The following is a 14,149-nucleotide window of genomic DNA, read 5'->3' on the forward strand; positions in this document are numbered from 1 at the left end:
GGGCAAGCACGACCTTCTGGAGCTTCTGGATGATCGTATCGGTGAACGCGCGACCATCGTTTGCGGCCAGCTGCCAGTCGAAAACTGGCATGCCTTCATTGATAACCCGACGATCGCGGATGCGATCCTTGATCGACTGACCAGCGCCGCGCATCGCATTGAACTATCAGGCCCATCCTTGCGACGAAAGGCAATCTGACTCCTTTGTCGGTTAGTGTCAGTGCGGGTGAACAGGGCTGTCGCTTTTGATTGCCCGCATATGATGACACGCCCTGATCGCGCATGTCGGTTTAGGTGACCACCAGCAGCAGGAAGGACCGTGGCCAGTTTCCGGATGGTCTGAGCGGTTGTGGCGAGGAGAAATTCGTCGTTTGCGCCGCATGGGCCGCGTAATCGGAGCCGGTTGAGGCCGAGGATCCGCCTAAGATAAGCAAAGAGCATCTCGACCTTCTTTCGGAGCTTCATCGAGATCACGTATTGGTCGGTCTTGGCGATCTCGCGGGCGACCTGCCGGGCATCTTCATGTTCTTCACGAGGAATGGATCTGGCATCTGCGTCCGGGCAGCATTCTGCCTTGGACGGGCAGGCCTGACAGGCCAGTTTCAGGGCACGGTATTTCGCTCTGCCCTGTCCGGTCGGCCCACGGTTCGGGTCGGAATAGTTCCGGCGGAACGGCTTCAGAGTTTGGCCTTCGGGGCAGATCTATTGGTCGTTCTCGGCATCCCACCCGAAGTCCGCCCGGCTCCACGTGCCATCGGTGCCCTCGGACTTGTCCAAGACCGGAATGTGTGGTGCGATTTTGCGCTCGACCAGCCAGCCCAGCATCGGCCCGGTGCCGCAGGCGGTGTCCGCGATCAGGCGCTCGGGGTGAAGGTCGAACCTGGCCTTTACGCGCTCCAGCATGGTCCTGATCGAACCGACCAATGCCTGCCGGATCGACCAGGTGGCCTCCACCTCCACGATGACGCCATGGTTCGTGTCGATCAGGTAGTTGTCGGAATAGCTGAAGAATGCCGGGCCCTTGCGAGCTGCCGTCCACTGGCTTGCCGGATCCGAGTGGGAGGTGAACTTCGGCTGGACCTCGCTAGCGGCACCAAACGCGGCCTCGTCCAGCGTCTCTGGATACTCGCGAACGGCCCGCGGGGCATCAACGGCCATCCTTTGCCCGCTGACCAAGCCCTCTTCGATGCACCGACCGACGGTCGTATCGAAAAAATGCCGCAGCAACTCGCTCTCACGGAACCGACCGTGCCGGTTCTTCGAGAAGGTCGAGTGATCCGGGACCCGGTCACTCAGATCCAAGCGGCAGAACCAGCGATATGCCAGCTTCAGATGCACCTCCTCGCACAGCCGCCGCTCCGACCGGATGCCGAAGCAATACCCAACAAGCAGCATCCGGATGAGGAACTCGGGATCGACGGAAGGCCGCCCGGTATGGCTGTAGAAATCGGCGAGGTAGGCACGGAGGCCAGACAGATCCACGAACCGGTCGATGGAGCGCAGGAGGTGGCTCTGGGGCACATGATCCTCGAGCGAGAGCTCTTAGAACAGCGCCGGCTGCGCCTCCTGCCGCGGTCCCATCATCGCCAGTCCTCCCACCCAATGCGGGAATTGAATCAGCCGCAAGCGCTTCGATCAAGGGCGAGTTTTTCAACGAAATACGCCCTATGTGGCCGTCGGCCCCAATGCCCACCGCCGCCTTCTACCAAAACAAGCTGATAAAGCTCTGCAATTGTCGTTGCCAGACGACTTACCTGAACTTGCATTGCGCCTGCTGCTTGCAGGAGGCGCCCCATTCGCGTTTTAACAATGCGTACTGCATGGTGTTCTCGTAGACAGGCTGGCCGGCATCGTCGTTCTGGAAGGAAATGTAGTCCAGAAACAGCCCCTCCCGTCGCATTCCCAACCGTTCGCAAAGCTTCTGCGAGGGCACGTTGTGATCTTCGACATAGGCATAGAGGCGGCGCATGTCTTGGGCCTCAAACAGATCGGCAAACAGAGCGTGTGCAGCCTCAAATGCATAGCCCTGTCCTGAAAACGCCGGATTGAAGTTCCAGCCAACCGAGACCGTGTCCCCCTCGGGATGTGCGAAGAGGTCTCCGATGAGCTGGTCGCTGTCCTTGAGGCAGACGGCGATCTGGGTGTCGTCCGCGGCGCGCCGGTCGGCCTCGGCCAGGGCGGCATCCATGTCCCGCAGGGTCAGCGACAGAAAGCAGCTCGCGACCGGAGAGGCCAGATATGCCAGCAGCCCGCCCGCATCCTCGCGGCGGAAGTTTCGAAGAACGAGGCGTTCGGTTTCGATCGGCTTCATGGATGTCCCTTTCGGCCCGGGGTTCAATGGGTCGCGGCGTCGGCGGACGGGCGGTGCCCTGCAAGGGTGATCCAGACAGCCCCCGCCAGGGCCATGATCACGGCGGCCGCGCTGGTCAGCAGGACGGCATGGGTCTGGCTGAAGGCCGCTTTGCCGGCGGCGATCAGTGCCGCGCCCTGGTTTTCCGGCAGCCCCGCGGCGACGATGTAGGCGTCGCCTATGCTGCGGGAGGCCGCGGCGGCCAGATCGGAGGGCAGCTCTGCCGGCATCTCGATGGCGCCTGCGAAGGTGCTGGCCATGAAGACGCCGAAGACGGTGATGCCAAGGCCCGTGCCCAGCTCGTATCCCGTGGCCTCCAGCGATCCCGCTGCGCCGCCATCCTCGGCCTCGACCGCGCCCATGATCGCGATCGAGGATGCGGTCAGCCCGATGCTGAGCGTCAGGCCCAGAAGGGCCAGCACAGCGGGGACATGCCAGCCGGGATCGTGGAAATCCTGATAGGCCAGAAACAGCAGCGACAGCGCCCCCAGGGCGAGCGACAGGGCCGCCACCAGGCGCAGGCCGAAGCGGTTGGACAGCCAGCCCGCTATCGGCCCGCCCACGGCCGCTGCCGCCATGATCGGCACCATGAACAGCCCGGCCTCGAGCGGCGTCTTGCCCAGCACGAATTGCAGCTCCTGCGCCAGGGTCAGCTCGACCCCGGCCAAGGCACCCGAGGCCACCAGCGCCATCATCAGCCCCGCCAGGATGGCGGGATGCGACAGCAGCGACAGGTCCAGCATCGGCGCCGCGGCGCGCAGCTGCTGGCGCACGAAAACCACAAGAAGGGCCGCGCCGCCCGCAAGCACGGCGCCCGTCACCACGGGCGGATGTTTGGCGCCGAAGCCCGCCTTGATGCCATAGACCACCCCAATCATCCCCGCGATCAGCAGCAGCGCCTGGCCGAGGGGCCAGGGACCCGGGCTCACGCGCTCGGCCCGGGGCAGCAGCAGGAAGCAGGCCGGGGCCACGACCAGCATGACAGGCACATTGATCAGGAAGACCGACCCCCACCAGAATTGCTCCAGCAGCGCGCCGCCGACCACGGGACCCATGGCTGCGCCCGCGGCCCCGACCGTCCCCCAGAGCCCGAGCGCCATGGCCCGTCCGCCCGGATCCTCGAAGGTCTTGCGGATGAGCCCCAGCACACAGGGCATGATCATCGCCCCGCAAAGGCCGAGGCGGCGGCGAAGACGACCAGCCCGCCCAACAGGATCCGCCGGTTGCCGACCCGGTCCGACAGCGTGCCCATCGGCACAAGCAACCCCGCCATCAGCAGCGGATAGATGTCGATGATCCACAGCACCTCGGTCGACGAGGCACGCAGGGCTTGGGTCAGACTGGGCACCGCGACATGCAGGATGGTCATGTCCAGCACAACCGGGAGGAAGGCCAGCATCACTGCCAGCAGGACCAGCCAGCGCTTGGGATCGGGACGTGGGGTGGTCATCGCGCGCCTGTTGAGTCTTCGGACAGATGTTGATTTAAATACATACGTATGGATTGCAATAGCTCGGAGGAAGCGATGGGCCGGACGGCGAGGATCACCCGCGACGGGCTGCTGAACGTGGCCGAGGACATCGTGCGCAGCCGTGGCGGGGCCGCGCTGACCATTGGCGCTCTGGCGCAGGCCGCGGGCGTGTCCAAGGGCGGGGTGCAGTATTCCTTCGCCAGCAAGGACGCGATCGTGCGTGCGCTGATTGACCGCTGGACCGCGCAGTTCGACGAACTGCTGGGCGACCCACCGCCCGAGGACCCGGTGCGCTTCGTGCGGCGCTACATCGCGGCGACACGCGCCTCGCAGCAGGCGCTGAACGCCAAGATGGCGGCGCTGCTGGTCAGCTATCTGGAGGACCCGGCAAACTTGCGGGAGACCCGCGACTGGTATCGCGGGGTTTTCGCCCGCCTGTCCGGTGATGGGCCGGAACCCCGCGCCGCCCGCGTGGCCTTCCTGGCAGTCGAGGGCCTGTTCCTGATGCGGATCAACGGCTTGAACGATGAGAAAAGCTGGGCGGAACTGCTGGATGACGTTGAGGAGATCTTGCAGACGTTGGTTGGAACACCGGAGTAGTGAACCTCATCGACGGCCGAAGCTGCAAGTGCCGAACCCACAGCCTGGCAGCCGTTCCTTGGTTCTTCGAAGAACGGCTGCCAGGCCAATTGTATTGACACGTCGATAGCGGTACGGCAACTGCGAGTATGATATAAAATTATAAAAATCATACTCGGAGGTGCCATGTTCTCGCGTCGCTCATTCTTGTCTTTGCCCGTTCTGGGTGCCGTCATCTCATCGCCACTCGGCAGCGTCGCAGCTGGCCGCAGCGCGGCCGAGCGCCTGCGCTTCGCCTGGCCATCGAACGTCGGACCTTTGAATCCGCATCTTTATTCGCCCAACCAGATGTTCGCTCAGAACATGGTGTACGAACCTCTGGTCCGCTACCGGGAAGACGGTCAGGTCGTGCCCTGGCTCGCGGCCTCCTGGAGCATCTCGGAAGACGGGCGCACCTATACGTTCGAGCTGCGCGAGGGCGTCATGTTCTCGAATGGTGAACCGTTCGATGCAGCTGCGGCGAAGGCCAATATCGACGCGGTACTCGCCAATCGTGCGCGGCATGCCTGGCTGGAGTTGGCCAACCAGATCGTTGGCGCCGAGGTGGTCGCGCCGATGACGCTGAAGCTGTCGTTGAAGGATCCGTATTATCCTGCCCTGCAGGAGCTCGCGCTGCCGCGTCCGTTCCGCTTCATCGCGCCGTCGCAATTCATTCACGGCGGCACGGAGGACGGGATCGTCGCCCCGGTGGGGACGGGGCCCTGGATGCTGATCGAAAGCTCGCTAGGGGAACGCGATCTTTTCTCCCGCAATGACCGCTACTGGGGCGATGCCCCTGCCTATGCCGAGGTCGAAGTGCAGGTCATTCCCGATCCCAATACCCGCGCGATTGCCCTGCGGACCGGACAGATCGATATGGTTTACGGGGTCGAGGGGCCGCTTTCGCCGGACTCTTACGCTGAGTTCGCGGCCATGGGAGACTTCACCACCGGACTGTCCGCGCCGATGGAGACCAGCGATCTGGCGCTGAATACCGCGCGGGGGGCGACGCGGGATCTGTCCGTGCGCCGGGCGATCAATCACGCCGTCGACAAGGGCGCCTTGATCGCGCTGATCCTGCATGGCACGGAGCGGCGGGCCGACACGCTGTTCGCGCCCAACGTGCCCTATGCCGACATCGGGCTCGAACCCTATGCCCATAACCCGGAGCAGGCGCGGAAGATCCTGGAGCAGGACGGCTGGACCGTGACGGGCGAGGGGCAGCCCCGGACGAGGGATGGCGCGCCTCTGATCCTCGACCTCTGCTTCGTCGGCACCGATGCCGTGGCCAAGGCGAAGGCCGAGATATTGCAGGCAGATCTCGCTTCCGTCGGGATCGGTATCAATCTGATCGGAGAAGAGGAAAGCAGCATCTACGCCCGCCAGCGCGATGGCAGATTCCACCTTATCTTCAACCGCACATGGGGTGCCCCCTATGACCCGCATGCCTTCCTCAGCTCCATGCGCGTGCCGTCCCATGCCGATTATCAGGCCCAGCTGGGTCTGGCGGACAAGGCGGAGATCGACCGGAAGATCGGCGAGGTCTTGATCTCCACCGACGAGACGCAGCGGGCCGACCTTTACCGGGACCTTCTGACGCGCTTCCATGAGGAGGCAGTGTACTTGCCGCTGACCTATGCCACGGCAATGGCGGTGGCCCGGCCCGAGGTGGGGCCATTGGCCTTCGGTGCCATGTCGAGCGAAATCCCCTTCGAGAAACTGACGCCGGATACCTGATCCTCCATGACTGCCTATATCCTGCGCCGACTGCTTCTGATCGTGCCGATGCTTTTCGGTGCTTCTCTGGTGATCTTCCTGATGCTCCGCCTCGGGCCGAGCGATCCCGCCCTCGACTACCTGCGCCTGTCTAAGGTTCCGCCCACGCCACAGGCGCTGGAGGAGGCCCGCCGGTTCCTTGGCCTCGACCTGCCGCTCAGCACGCAATACCTGAACTGGATCGGCCGCGCGCTGGCCGGAGACTTCGGCACATCCTACGCGCTGCAGCGGCCTGTCTTGCCCGATATCCTGCATTTTCTGCCAGCGACACTGGCGCTGGCAGGCACGGCGCTCGCCTTTACGATGATTATCTCAGTGCCGCTCGGGATATGGGCCGCGCGGTATCGGGACCGCTGGCCCGATCATGCAGTGCGGCTGATTGCCTTCCTCGGGGTCTCGATGCCGAACTTCTGGCTCGGCTTTCTTCTGGTCATGGTGTTCTCGGTCCATCTCGGCTGGCTCCCTCCGATGGGCCGCGACGGGCCGCCCAGCCTGGTGATGCCGGTCATCGCCGTGGCTTTCATGTCACTTGCGATCAACGCGCGGCTCTTGAGGGCCTCGATGCTGGAGGTGGCAGGCCAGCGCCATGTCCGCTACGCGCGTCTGCGCGGCCTCTCTGACCGGGTCGTCGAGCGGCGCCACATCCTGCGGAATGCATGGTTGCCGATCATCACCGCCATGGGGATGCATGTCGGCGAGCTGCTTGGCGGCACGCTGGTGATCGAGACGATCTTCGGCTGGCCCGGCGTCGGCCGCTATGCGGTCTCGGCGATCCTCAACCGGGATTACCCGGTGATCCAGTGCTTCACGCTTCTGATGGTGGTGATCTTCGTGCTCTGCAATCTCCTTGTCGACATTGTCTATGCGCTGGCCGATCCACGCATACGCCGCAGCACAGGAGATACCGCATGACCCCCGTGTCTTCTGGAAACTCGCGGGGAATCCGGCCCCTGAACCCCGCCCGGCGGTTCCGACTGGGTCTGTTGTGGATCGCAGGATCTATCGTCTTGCTGCTCGCCGTGGCGGCACTCGCAGGTCCGTGGCTCGTGCCGCATGATCCCAATGCGGTTGATCTGGCCACCCGTCTTCAGCCAGCCGGCAGTGCGGGTCACCTGCTGGGGACGGACCATCTGGGGCGAGACATCCTCTCACGCCTGATCGCCGGCACCAGGGTCTCGCTCGGATGCGTCATGATCACTCTCGCCATCATCCTGGGCATTGGGCTGAGCCTCGGCGGCATCGCAGGTTATGCAGGCGGGCGGGCCGATCAGGTGATCATGCGCGTGGCCGATGTATTCATGACCTTCCCGACCCTGATCCTTGCCCTCTTCATGATCGGGATGCTGGGGAACGGGCTCGTCAATGTCATCATCGCGATCGCGCTGTCGCACTGGGCCTGGTACGCGCGCATCACCCGGGGCATCGTGCTGTCGATGCGCCACCGGGATTTCCTGCGCGCCGCGCAGCTTTCCGGTGCCGGACGCTTCCGCATCTTCGTCGAGCATCTGCTGCCGGCAACCTTCTCGCAGATGATCGTGCTGGCCACGCTCGATATCGGGCACATGATGCTGCATGTGTCGGGCCTGTCATTCCTCGGGCTGGGCGTTCAGGCCCCGACGGCGGAGTGGGGCGTGATGATCGCGGATGCGCGGCAGTTCGTCTGGACCTCGCCGATGCTGATCTTCTGGCCAGGGCTGGCGCTGTTCCTGTCCGTCATGGCCTTCAACCTGCTGGGCGACGCGTTGCGCGATCGTCTGGATCCGCATCTGAAGGGGGCGCACGCATGACCCGGACGCTGCATATCGCGAACCTGAGCGTCTCGACCGGAGGGCGCGAGCCGACGCAGATCCTCTCCGGTCTGGACGTTACCGTGGCTTCGGGCCGTGTGCTGGCGCTGGTGGGGGCAAGCGGTTCGGGAAAATCCACCGCCTGCGCCGCCGCCCTTGGTATCGCCGCGGGCAACCTGAATGTCAGCGGGCAGGTCTACCTTGATGGCACACCTGTCCGGCCCGCCAGCCTTCGGGGGCGGCGGGTTGCGTCGATCCTGCAGAACCCGCGCAGCGGCTTCAACCCGCTGCGCTCGATGCGCGACCATCTGCGGGAAACGATGGTTGCGCTGGAGAAGGACTGGGACGAGGCTGCAGCCAGGGAGGTGCTCGAAGACGTCGGGCTGGAAGATCCGGCGCGCATCCTCGATCTGCATGCTTTCGAGATGAGCGGCGGCATGCTGCAGCGCATGGCCATCGCGATCGCGCTGCTGAGCCGGGCGGAGTTCCTCTTTGCGGATGAGCCGACGACGGATCTCGACCTCGTTGTGCAGGCGCGCATTCTGGATCTGCTGGCGAAGATGCGCGACCGCAGGGGGCTCGGACTGCTGCTGATCACCCATGACATGGGCGTTGTCGCGCGACTGGCCGACGAGGTGGCGGTGCTTGATGCGGGACGGCTGGTCGAACAGGGGCCGGTCGGGCAGATCTTCCACGCGCCCCGCCATCCGGTCACGCGGATGCTGATTTCCGCGCACCTTGCCCTCTATGGTCTGGAGCTTTCCGCATGAGCCTGATTTCCGCCCGCAACCTGACGCATCGCTATGTCAGCCGAAGTCTTCTCGGGGGCACACGCCAGCGCACTGCCGTGTCGGACATCTCGCTGGAGATCGGGCAAGGCGAGACGGTGGCGTTGCTTGGTCGCTCCGGCTGTGGCAAGAGCACCTTGGCCCGCCTGCTGTGCGGTCTCGAGACGCCGACGGCAGGCGAGGTCCTGTTCGAGGGGCGTTCCCTGCGCAGTCTGACGGCCAGGGAACGGCAGGGAATGCGCCGTGCTGTACAGATGGTGTTTCAGGATAGCCCCGAAGCCACCAATCCCCGCCTGACAGTGGGCCGGATCATTGCCGAGCCGCTGCGCCATCTGACACCTCTGACCGGCGCAGAGCGGCGGGACAGGGTCGCGACATTGCTGGCGCAGGTGGAGCTGCCGGTGGCGATGGCCGATGCGCGCCCCGGACAGTTGAGCGGCGGGCAGTTGCAAAGGGTCTGCATCGCGCGCGCGCTGGCGCCGTCGCCGCGCCTTCTGATCCTTGACGAGGCGGTTTCCAACCTCGATCTCCATCTGCAGGCCGTCACTCTGGACCTCATCGCGAGAATTCGGGAGTCGACCGGCATCGCCTGCCTTTTTGTCACCCACGACCTGAGGCTGGTCGAGCGTTTCGCGGCACGTGTGCTGGTGATGGCAGAGGGGCGTCTTGTCGAGGAGGCCGCTTCCGGCAGGCTTTCGGCCCTTGCGCATCCAGCATCGCGGGCGCTCCGAGAGGCGATCCTTCCGCCTTATCCGCGATCTATCTCGGAAATCCCGGCTTGACGGTCAGATGGCTGTGCGGACGCGACGCGGGATCATGAGCGTGGACATGGGTCCTGTCTTCTTCGTCGACCGGGATCAGCGATAGGGACCCATGTGCCACGCCGCGTTCCAGGAACAGCGCCTCTGCCGCCGAAACCAGCACACCGAGCGGGCCTCGGGTCACTTCGACCTCCAAGGCCGTCGTGTGATCGAGGGGTATGGAAAGGGCAGCCACATGTCGGTCATGTCCGTCAAGCCGTCTTTGCGCCAGCCGCGCGCCAAGGCTTCGGACGGATTGATCGACCGTATAGGACGCAACGCCGAGACACGGCGACTGTTCCGGCACCCCGTCGTGGTTGCGTGTCATCGCGCGCCGAATGAGATCCCGGATCGCCTCCGAGCGGTTTCCCGCACCGCTTTCGGACATCAGGGCGTCCAATGCGTCTGCGATGTCATCGGACAAAGTGATCGTGACTCTTTGCATGCATCCTCGTCAGCTGAAACGCGACATGAAACCTCCCCTACGTGGTATGGCATCAAGTCTTGATGCGCGTATGCCATAAAATGCGAGATGTATTCCACAAGCCTATGTCTCCCGTTGCACAGGGCATGCATCCTGAAAAAATGGTTTCCCGCGCGCGACATATCGCAATCACAATGTTTGCCGTACTGCTTCTGGCAGTCGGAAGCATTGCTTCCGCGCGGATGATGGCGCCCGACGAAAACACCATCATCCGCGCCGAGGTTGCTGCGCTTGGATTGTCGCCCGACGACATCTGCGGTGACCATTTCGGACACGAGCATCGCTGCCCATTCTGCCATCTGACCTGCATTGTTGCAGAAATCCGGCTTGAGGCGTGACGTCCCCTTACCCCGCTGACGTCATGCCACGCGTTCGATCTCGGCGGTGCCGAGGGCCGAGAAGCGGTTCATGAGGGCGATACGGATGTGGATCTCGGCGGTCTGGCGGTCGGGGTCTCTCGCGGCGATGCGCTCGCCGAAGGCTTTCAGGCAGCGCATCCACTGCCCGGCAGGGCATTGCGCAGCAATCTGCCGAGAGGGGGCGGTGACGGTGCCGATCTGCTCGCCCACCGGGATCTGGCTCAGCAGGTCTGGCAGCACGGGGCTGTCCACTGTCCGACAGTGGTTAGCGCCGCACAACCACGAGAGAGGCCGTCGCGGCCGGGAGTGAATTCCACGGCGCGGATGTCCGAAGTGGCCGGATCCATGGCCAGATGGACCTTGCGCCACTGCCGCCGGCCCTGCGGGCCATACTTGCGGGCCTGCCCTTCGCCGTCGCCGAGGAACTTGATGCCGGTGCTGTCCGTCACCCGGCAGGGTATCACGCAGTGATGTCCCGAGAGGGCACGAGCAGGTTCAACGGCCCGTCAGCACGGCGATAGGGGATCTGCACGGCCAGGGTTTTCTGCCTGCGGCACAGGGCGGAGAAGTCCGGTACGGGCCAGTCCAGCCCCGCTAACCCGAGCAGGCTGGCTACAATCCCGGCGGTCTGGCGCAACGCTAGCCTGAACAGAATTCTGATCCCCTTTCGGGACCTTGTTGCACAAGGCCCTGTCGGGCAGTGGACAGGCAGAGCTGGATAGTGGCATCGGAAAAGACCGGCGGGCGTCCCGGCCGCCCGTCACGCGGGGCGTGCCAGATCATATCCTTGTCCACCCAACCTCTCGGGACATTGCCGCGCAATGCCCTGTCGGTCAGTGGATCAGCAGAGACCCCCGCTTGCGCAGCGACGCGTTGTCGCTGGACCAGGTCGTCGTACGATAGCGGGCAGGAGGTGGCTTGCTCATGCAGCCCATTTAACCGCATGGCTTCGCAAAGTGAATCCGCTGGCATCAGAGATATGCAACAACGCCCCTCGGGGGCATGGTTAACATCAGTGTAAGGGGGCACTTATGGATGCCGATCGCCCCGCGGCTGGGTCAATTTTGCATGCTGGTTCACAGCCAGTTCTTCCAGCTCGCGCGATGCCGTGCGGTCTGTTCGAGGGACGGCTCCCCTGCGTCAGTGTAGACTCTCGCCATCTTGGCATCCTTGATATGATAGCAGCTGATATAGCTGTCGGTGCTGGTCTCGGCCCCTTTGTTGGAAGAGCAGGCCGCCACCATCGTGGCGGCTCTGCGACCCCCTATGCCGCCCTCTGAGCATTAGAGACCAATCGACTTAGCCAAAAGGAAGCCTCAATAGCCGTTAGCCGATCCGTCGTCGGCCAGCGCCAATCGTGCCGCGCCGGTCAGCAGGGTAACGTCGCTCGGGCCTACGACGAACCCGTAGCCCTGCTGTCGCAGGTTCTCGAACCCCTCTGGGCCAAGGATGGTGCCCAAGGGAATGCCGCAATCGCGCGCGGCGGCCTCGGCGCGGGCCTTCAGGGCCATCGGCTCTTCTTCCCGGTCCCGGCAAAGATAGCCGATCGAGCCCGCCAGGTCGTTCGGCCCGATGAAGATCGACGTACAGGCGGGCAACGAGGCGATGCGGGCCAGATCCTCCACCGCGCTGGCATGTTCGCATTGTAGCATCAGGCAGAGCTCTTCATGGGCAGATTCTGTGTAGTCCGCCCGCGCGCCATAGTCTGAGGCCTTCACCAGCGGTGAGGCAAAGCTGCGGTGTCCCCGGGGCGGGAACAGGCAGGCCTCGGTCACGGCCTTTGCAATCTGGTAGCTGTCGACATGGGGCACGACGAGCGTGCGGAACCCCCGGTCAAGCACCTTTTGCAGGGTCGAGGCGGAGGTATCGGGCACGCGCAGCACCACCTCTCCACCGGCCAGCTCGACCGCGCGGGCCATGGCGACCCAATCTACCAGCCCTCCGAGGCCATGTTCGCCGTCGATCAGGATGGTATCCCACCCTGCCCGCACCATGGCCTCGCAGACGTCGGGGCTGCCGAAGTGGGCCCAGGCCGCCTTGATGAACTCACCGGTCGTCAACCGGGTCTTCAGGGAATGTGTCATGTCAGGTCTCCGGGGTCAGTCCAGCAGTCGTGGCAGCATCAGGGCGATCTGCGGGAAGGCGATCACCAGGGCGAGGCCGGTCAGCTGGATCAGGACGAAGGGAAAGATGCCCTTGTAGATGTCGGTGATCCTCACCTCGGGCGGCGCACTGCCCTTGAGGAAGAAGAGTGCGAAACCGAAGGGAGGGGTCAGGAAGCTGGTCTGGAGGTTCACCGCCACGATCACGGCGAACCAGAACAGCATTTGCGAGCGCTGATCGCCGATCGGCAGGTTCTCGATCCCCAGCACCGGAGCGAACTCCTGCGCCATGCCGGCAATGACTGGAGCGAAGACCGGCAGCACGATCAGCGTGATCTCGAGCCAGTCGAAGAAAAAGCCCAGGAAGAAGATCAGCGTCATCAGCAGGATCAGGAAGCCCCAGTGGCTGAGGTCCATCCAGGCGATGAAATCCAGGATCAGGTCTTCGCCATATAGCGCGCGGAACGTGTAGGAGAAGGCCGTCGCGCCCGCCATGATCAGGAAGATCATGGCAGAGGTCGAGGCCGTATCGACGCAGACTTCATTCAGGATCTTGCCTGTCAGGCGCTTGTTGAAAAACGCCAGCAGCATGGCCCCGAAGGCCCCGATGCCCGCAGCCTCGGTCGGCGTAGCCCAGCCCGCGAAGATGGAGCCCAGAACAAGGGTGATCAGGATCACCGGCGGCACGAAGCCCTTCAGCATCAGGCGCACGATGTTTGCGGCGCCGATCTCTCCCGCGGAGCGGGCGATCTTGGGCGCGCGATCCGGTTTGAAGATGCCGATAAAGATGATGTAGACGCAGTAGAGACCAGCCAGCAACAGCCCGGGCACGACGGCCGCAAGGAAGAGGTCCCCTACCGGGATCGCCATCAGGTCCGCCATCATCACCAGCATGATCGACGGCGGGATCAGGATGCCCAGCGTCGCCGAAGACGCAACGGTGCCCGAAGCAAGCCGCTTGTCGTAGCCCGCATCCAGCATTGCCGGCAGCGCCATCATCGTCAGCATGACGACCGAGGCGCCGATGATGCCGGTCGTGGCGGCCATGATGGTCCCGAGAAGGGTCACCGCCAGGCCCAGGCCGCCGGGCACCTTGGCCAGGATCAGCTGGAGCGCACGCAGCAGTTCAGACGCGACGCGGGATTTCTCCAGCATGATCCCCATGAAAACGAAGGCCGGCACGGCGACCAGCACCTGGTTCACGGCCGCCGTCTGCCAGAGGCGGTCGGCGTAGAGGAAGAGTTCGTTCACCGACATCAGGTCCAGCCCGATGCCCGCCATCGTGAAGAGCAGCGCCAGGCCACCCAGCGTCAGGCCGACCGGGAAGCCCAGGAACAGCGACAGCGCCAGCACCAGGAACATGTAGCCGCCGATGTAGTCGTAGAGGTGCCACTTGATCGCTTCGATCATGCTTCAGCCTTCCGCTCGGAGATGGCCGCAGGCGCAATACCCAGCATGCCCAGCCGTTTCCCTGCTTCCCGGCGCAGCGGGGCGGGGCCGCTCAGGAACAGCCCCAGTCGGATCAGCGTCGACAGCAGCGCCATGAGCAGCACCGTGGCGCCAAGCGGCACGAAGGACTTGATGATCCAGCGATGCGGAATGCCGGTCATGGCC

General features: G+C 64.1%; 14 protein-coding genes and 3 pseudogenes. 8 read left to right on the forward strand and 9 right to left on the reverse strand.

What is annotated here, in order from left to right:
- A partial coding sequence (locus tag HC022_RS09440; protein WP_167452262.1) for an ATP-binding protein occupies window positions 1-199 on the forward strand: 199 nt, incomplete at its 5' end.
- Window positions 200-309: 110 nt separating this feature from the next.
- Here the strand turns inward: HC022_RS09440 and HC022_RS09445 are convergent.
- From HC022_RS09445 to HC022_RS29830, 4 genes and pseudogenes are all read right to left on the reverse strand, one after another.
- A pseudogene (locus HC022_RS09445) lies at window positions 310-1,584 on the reverse strand (transposase); the annotation flags it as partial.
- A 166-nt stretch (window positions 1,585-1,750) separates the two neighbouring features.
- The gene (locus HC022_RS09450) at window positions 1,751-2,311 is read right to left on the reverse strand and encodes a GNAT family N-acetyltransferase (protein ID WP_167452256.1); all 561 of its coding nucleotides are present in this window, start codon (window positions 2,309-2,311) and stop codon (window positions 1,751-1,753) included.
- A 23-nt stretch (window positions 2,312-2,334) separates the two neighbouring features.
- Complete coding sequence (locus HC022_RS29825) at window positions 2,335-3,093, reverse strand: MFS transporter (RefSeq protein WP_368484643.1); 759 nt, start codon at window positions 3,091-3,093, stop codon at window positions 2,335-2,337.
- Window positions 3,076-3,800 (reverse strand): annotated as a pseudogene (locus HC022_RS29830) (MFS transporter); the annotation flags it as partial. The gene HC022_RS29825 and the pseudogene HC022_RS29830, both read right to left, overlap by 18 nt.
- 75 nt (window positions 3,801-3,875) lie before the next feature.
- Between HC022_RS29830 and HC022_RS09460 the strand changes: the two are divergent.
- The 6 genes from HC022_RS09460 (at window position 3,876) to nikE (ending at window position 9,572) form a co-directional block, all read left to right on the forward strand.
- Complete coding sequence (locus HC022_RS09460) at window positions 3,876-4,421, forward strand: TetR/AcrR family transcriptional regulator (RefSeq protein ID WP_167452257.1); 546 nt, start codon at window positions 3,876-3,878, stop codon at window positions 4,419-4,421.
- Between the two features lie 165 nt (window positions 4,422-4,586).
- Window positions 4,587-6,176 carry a nickel ABC transporter substrate-binding protein gene (nikA, locus tag HC022_RS09465; protein ID WP_217703938.1) on the forward strand — a complete coding sequence of 530 codons (1,590 nt, stop codon included), beginning with the start codon at window positions 4,587-4,589 and terminating at the stop codon, window positions 6,174-6,176.
- Window positions 6,177-6,182: 6 nt separating this feature from the next.
- Complete coding sequence (nikB, locus tag HC022_RS09470; RefSeq protein ID WP_008887985.1) at window positions 6,183-7,127, forward strand: nickel ABC transporter permease subunit NikB; 945 nt, start codon at window positions 6,183-6,185, stop codon at window positions 7,125-7,127.
- Window positions 7,124-8,002: a nickel ABC transporter permease subunit NikC gene (gene nikC / locus HC022_RS09475; protein WP_167452258.1), complete on the forward strand. Its 879-nt coding sequence runs from the start codon at window positions 7,124-7,126 to the stop codon at window positions 8,000-8,002. Before nikB ends, nikC begins: the two co-directional genes overlap by 4 nt.
- A complete protein-coding gene (locus tag HC022_RS09480) occupies window positions 7,999-8,772 on the forward strand; it encodes an ATP-binding cassette domain-containing protein (protein ID WP_167452259.1) in 774 nt (257 codons plus the stop codon). The genes nikC and HC022_RS09480 overlap by 4 nt, the downstream gene beginning before the upstream one ends.
- Window positions 8,769-9,572: a nickel import ATP-binding protein NikE gene (gene nikE, locus HC022_RS09485; protein ID WP_167452260.1), complete on the forward strand. Its 804-nt coding sequence runs from the start codon at window positions 8,769-8,771 to the stop codon at window positions 9,570-9,572. Before HC022_RS09480 ends, nikE begins: the two co-directional genes overlap by 4 nt.
- Here the strand turns inward: nikE and nikR are convergent.
- Window positions 9,550-10,035 carry a nickel-responsive transcriptional regulator NikR gene (gene nikR / locus HC022_RS09490; protein WP_089963810.1) on the reverse strand — a complete coding sequence of 162 codons (486 nt, stop codon included), beginning with the start codon at window positions 10,033-10,035 and terminating at the stop codon, window positions 9,550-9,552. The two genes, nikE and nikR, sit on opposite strands and share 23 nt — an antisense overlap.
- A 41-nt stretch (window positions 10,036-10,076) precedes the next feature.
- Between nikR and HC022_RS09495 the strand changes: the two genes are divergently transcribed.
- Window positions 10,077-10,412, forward strand: a complete 336-nt coding sequence (locus tag HC022_RS09495; RefSeq protein WP_254885025.1) for a hypothetical protein — start codon at window positions 10,077-10,079, stop codon at window positions 10,410-10,412.
- Window positions 10,413-10,433: 21 nt separating this feature from the next.
- Here HC022_RS09495 and HC022_RS09500 read toward each other — a convergent pair.
- The 4 genes and pseudogenes from HC022_RS09500 to HC022_RS09515 form a co-directional block, all read right to left on the reverse strand.
- A pseudogene (locus HC022_RS09500) lies at window positions 10,434-11,359 on the reverse strand (transposase).
- Between the two features lie 390 nt (window positions 11,360-11,749).
- On the reverse strand, window positions 11,750-12,517 hold the full coding sequence (locus tag HC022_RS09505) for an HpcH/HpaI aldolase/citrate lyase family protein (RefSeq protein WP_254885026.1): 768 nt from the start codon (window positions 12,515-12,517) through the stop codon (window positions 11,750-11,752).
- A gap of 15 nt (window positions 12,518-12,532) precedes the next feature.
- Window positions 12,533-13,945 (reverse strand): TRAP transporter large permease subunit, encoded by a 1,413-nt coding sequence (locus HC022_RS09510; RefSeq protein WP_167452261.1) that lies wholly within the window; start codon window positions 13,943-13,945, stop codon window positions 12,533-12,535.
- Window positions 13,942-14,149, reverse strand: a 208-nt coding sequence (locus HC022_RS09515) for a hypothetical protein (RefSeq protein WP_217703940.1), incomplete at its 5' end; no start/stop codon positions are given. The genes HC022_RS09510 and HC022_RS09515, both read right to left, overlap by 4 nt.

It is taken from the genome of Salipiger sp. HF18 (assembly GCF_011806505.1).
In the GTDB taxonomy this organism is placed as follows: domain Bacteria; phylum Pseudomonadota; class Alphaproteobacteria; order Rhodobacterales; family Rhodobacteraceae; genus Salipiger; species Salipiger thiooxidans.

Excerpts from the sequence above, each read along its gene's own strand:
- HC022_RS09450 (WP_167452256.1), bottom strand. The coding sequence starts at position 2,311 with ATGAAGCCGATCGAAACCGAACGCCTCGTTCTTCGAAACTTCCGCCGC.
- HC022_RS29825 (WP_368484643.1), bottom strand. The coding sequence starts at position 3,093 with ATGCTGGACCTGTCGCTGCTGTCGCATCCCGCCATCCTGGCGGGGCTG.
- HC022_RS09460 (WP_167452257.1), top strand. The coding sequence starts at position 3,876 with ATGGGCCGGACGGCGAGGATCACCCGCGACGGGCTGCTGAACGTGGCC.
- nikA (WP_217703938.1), top strand. The coding sequence starts at position 4,587 with ATGTTCTCGCGTCGCTCATTCTTGTCTTTGCCCGTTCTGGGTGCCGTC.
- nikB (WP_008887985.1), top strand. The coding sequence starts at position 6,183 with ATGACTGCCTATATCCTGCGCCGACTGCTTCTGATCGTGCCGATGCTT.
- nikC (WP_167452258.1), top strand. The coding sequence starts at position 7,124 with ATGACCCCCGTGTCTTCTGGAAACTCGCGGGGAATCCGGCCCCTGAAC.
- HC022_RS09480 (WP_167452259.1), top strand. The coding sequence starts at position 7,999 with ATGACCCGGACGCTGCATATCGCGAACCTGAGCGTCTCGACCGGAGGG.
- nikE (WP_167452260.1), top strand. The coding sequence starts at position 8,769 with ATGAGCCTGATTTCCGCCCGCAACCTGACGCATCGCTATGTCAGCCGA.
- nikR (WP_089963810.1), bottom strand. The coding sequence starts at position 10,035 with ATGCAAAGAGTCACGATCACTTTGTCCGATGACATCGCAGACGCATTG.
- HC022_RS09505 (WP_254885026.1), bottom strand. The coding sequence starts at position 12,517 with ATGACACATTCCCTGAAGACCCGGTTGACGACCGGTGAGTTCATCAAG.
- HC022_RS09510 (WP_167452261.1), bottom strand. The coding sequence starts at position 13,945 with ATGATCGAAGCGATCAAGTGGCACCTCTACGACTACATCGGCGGCTAC.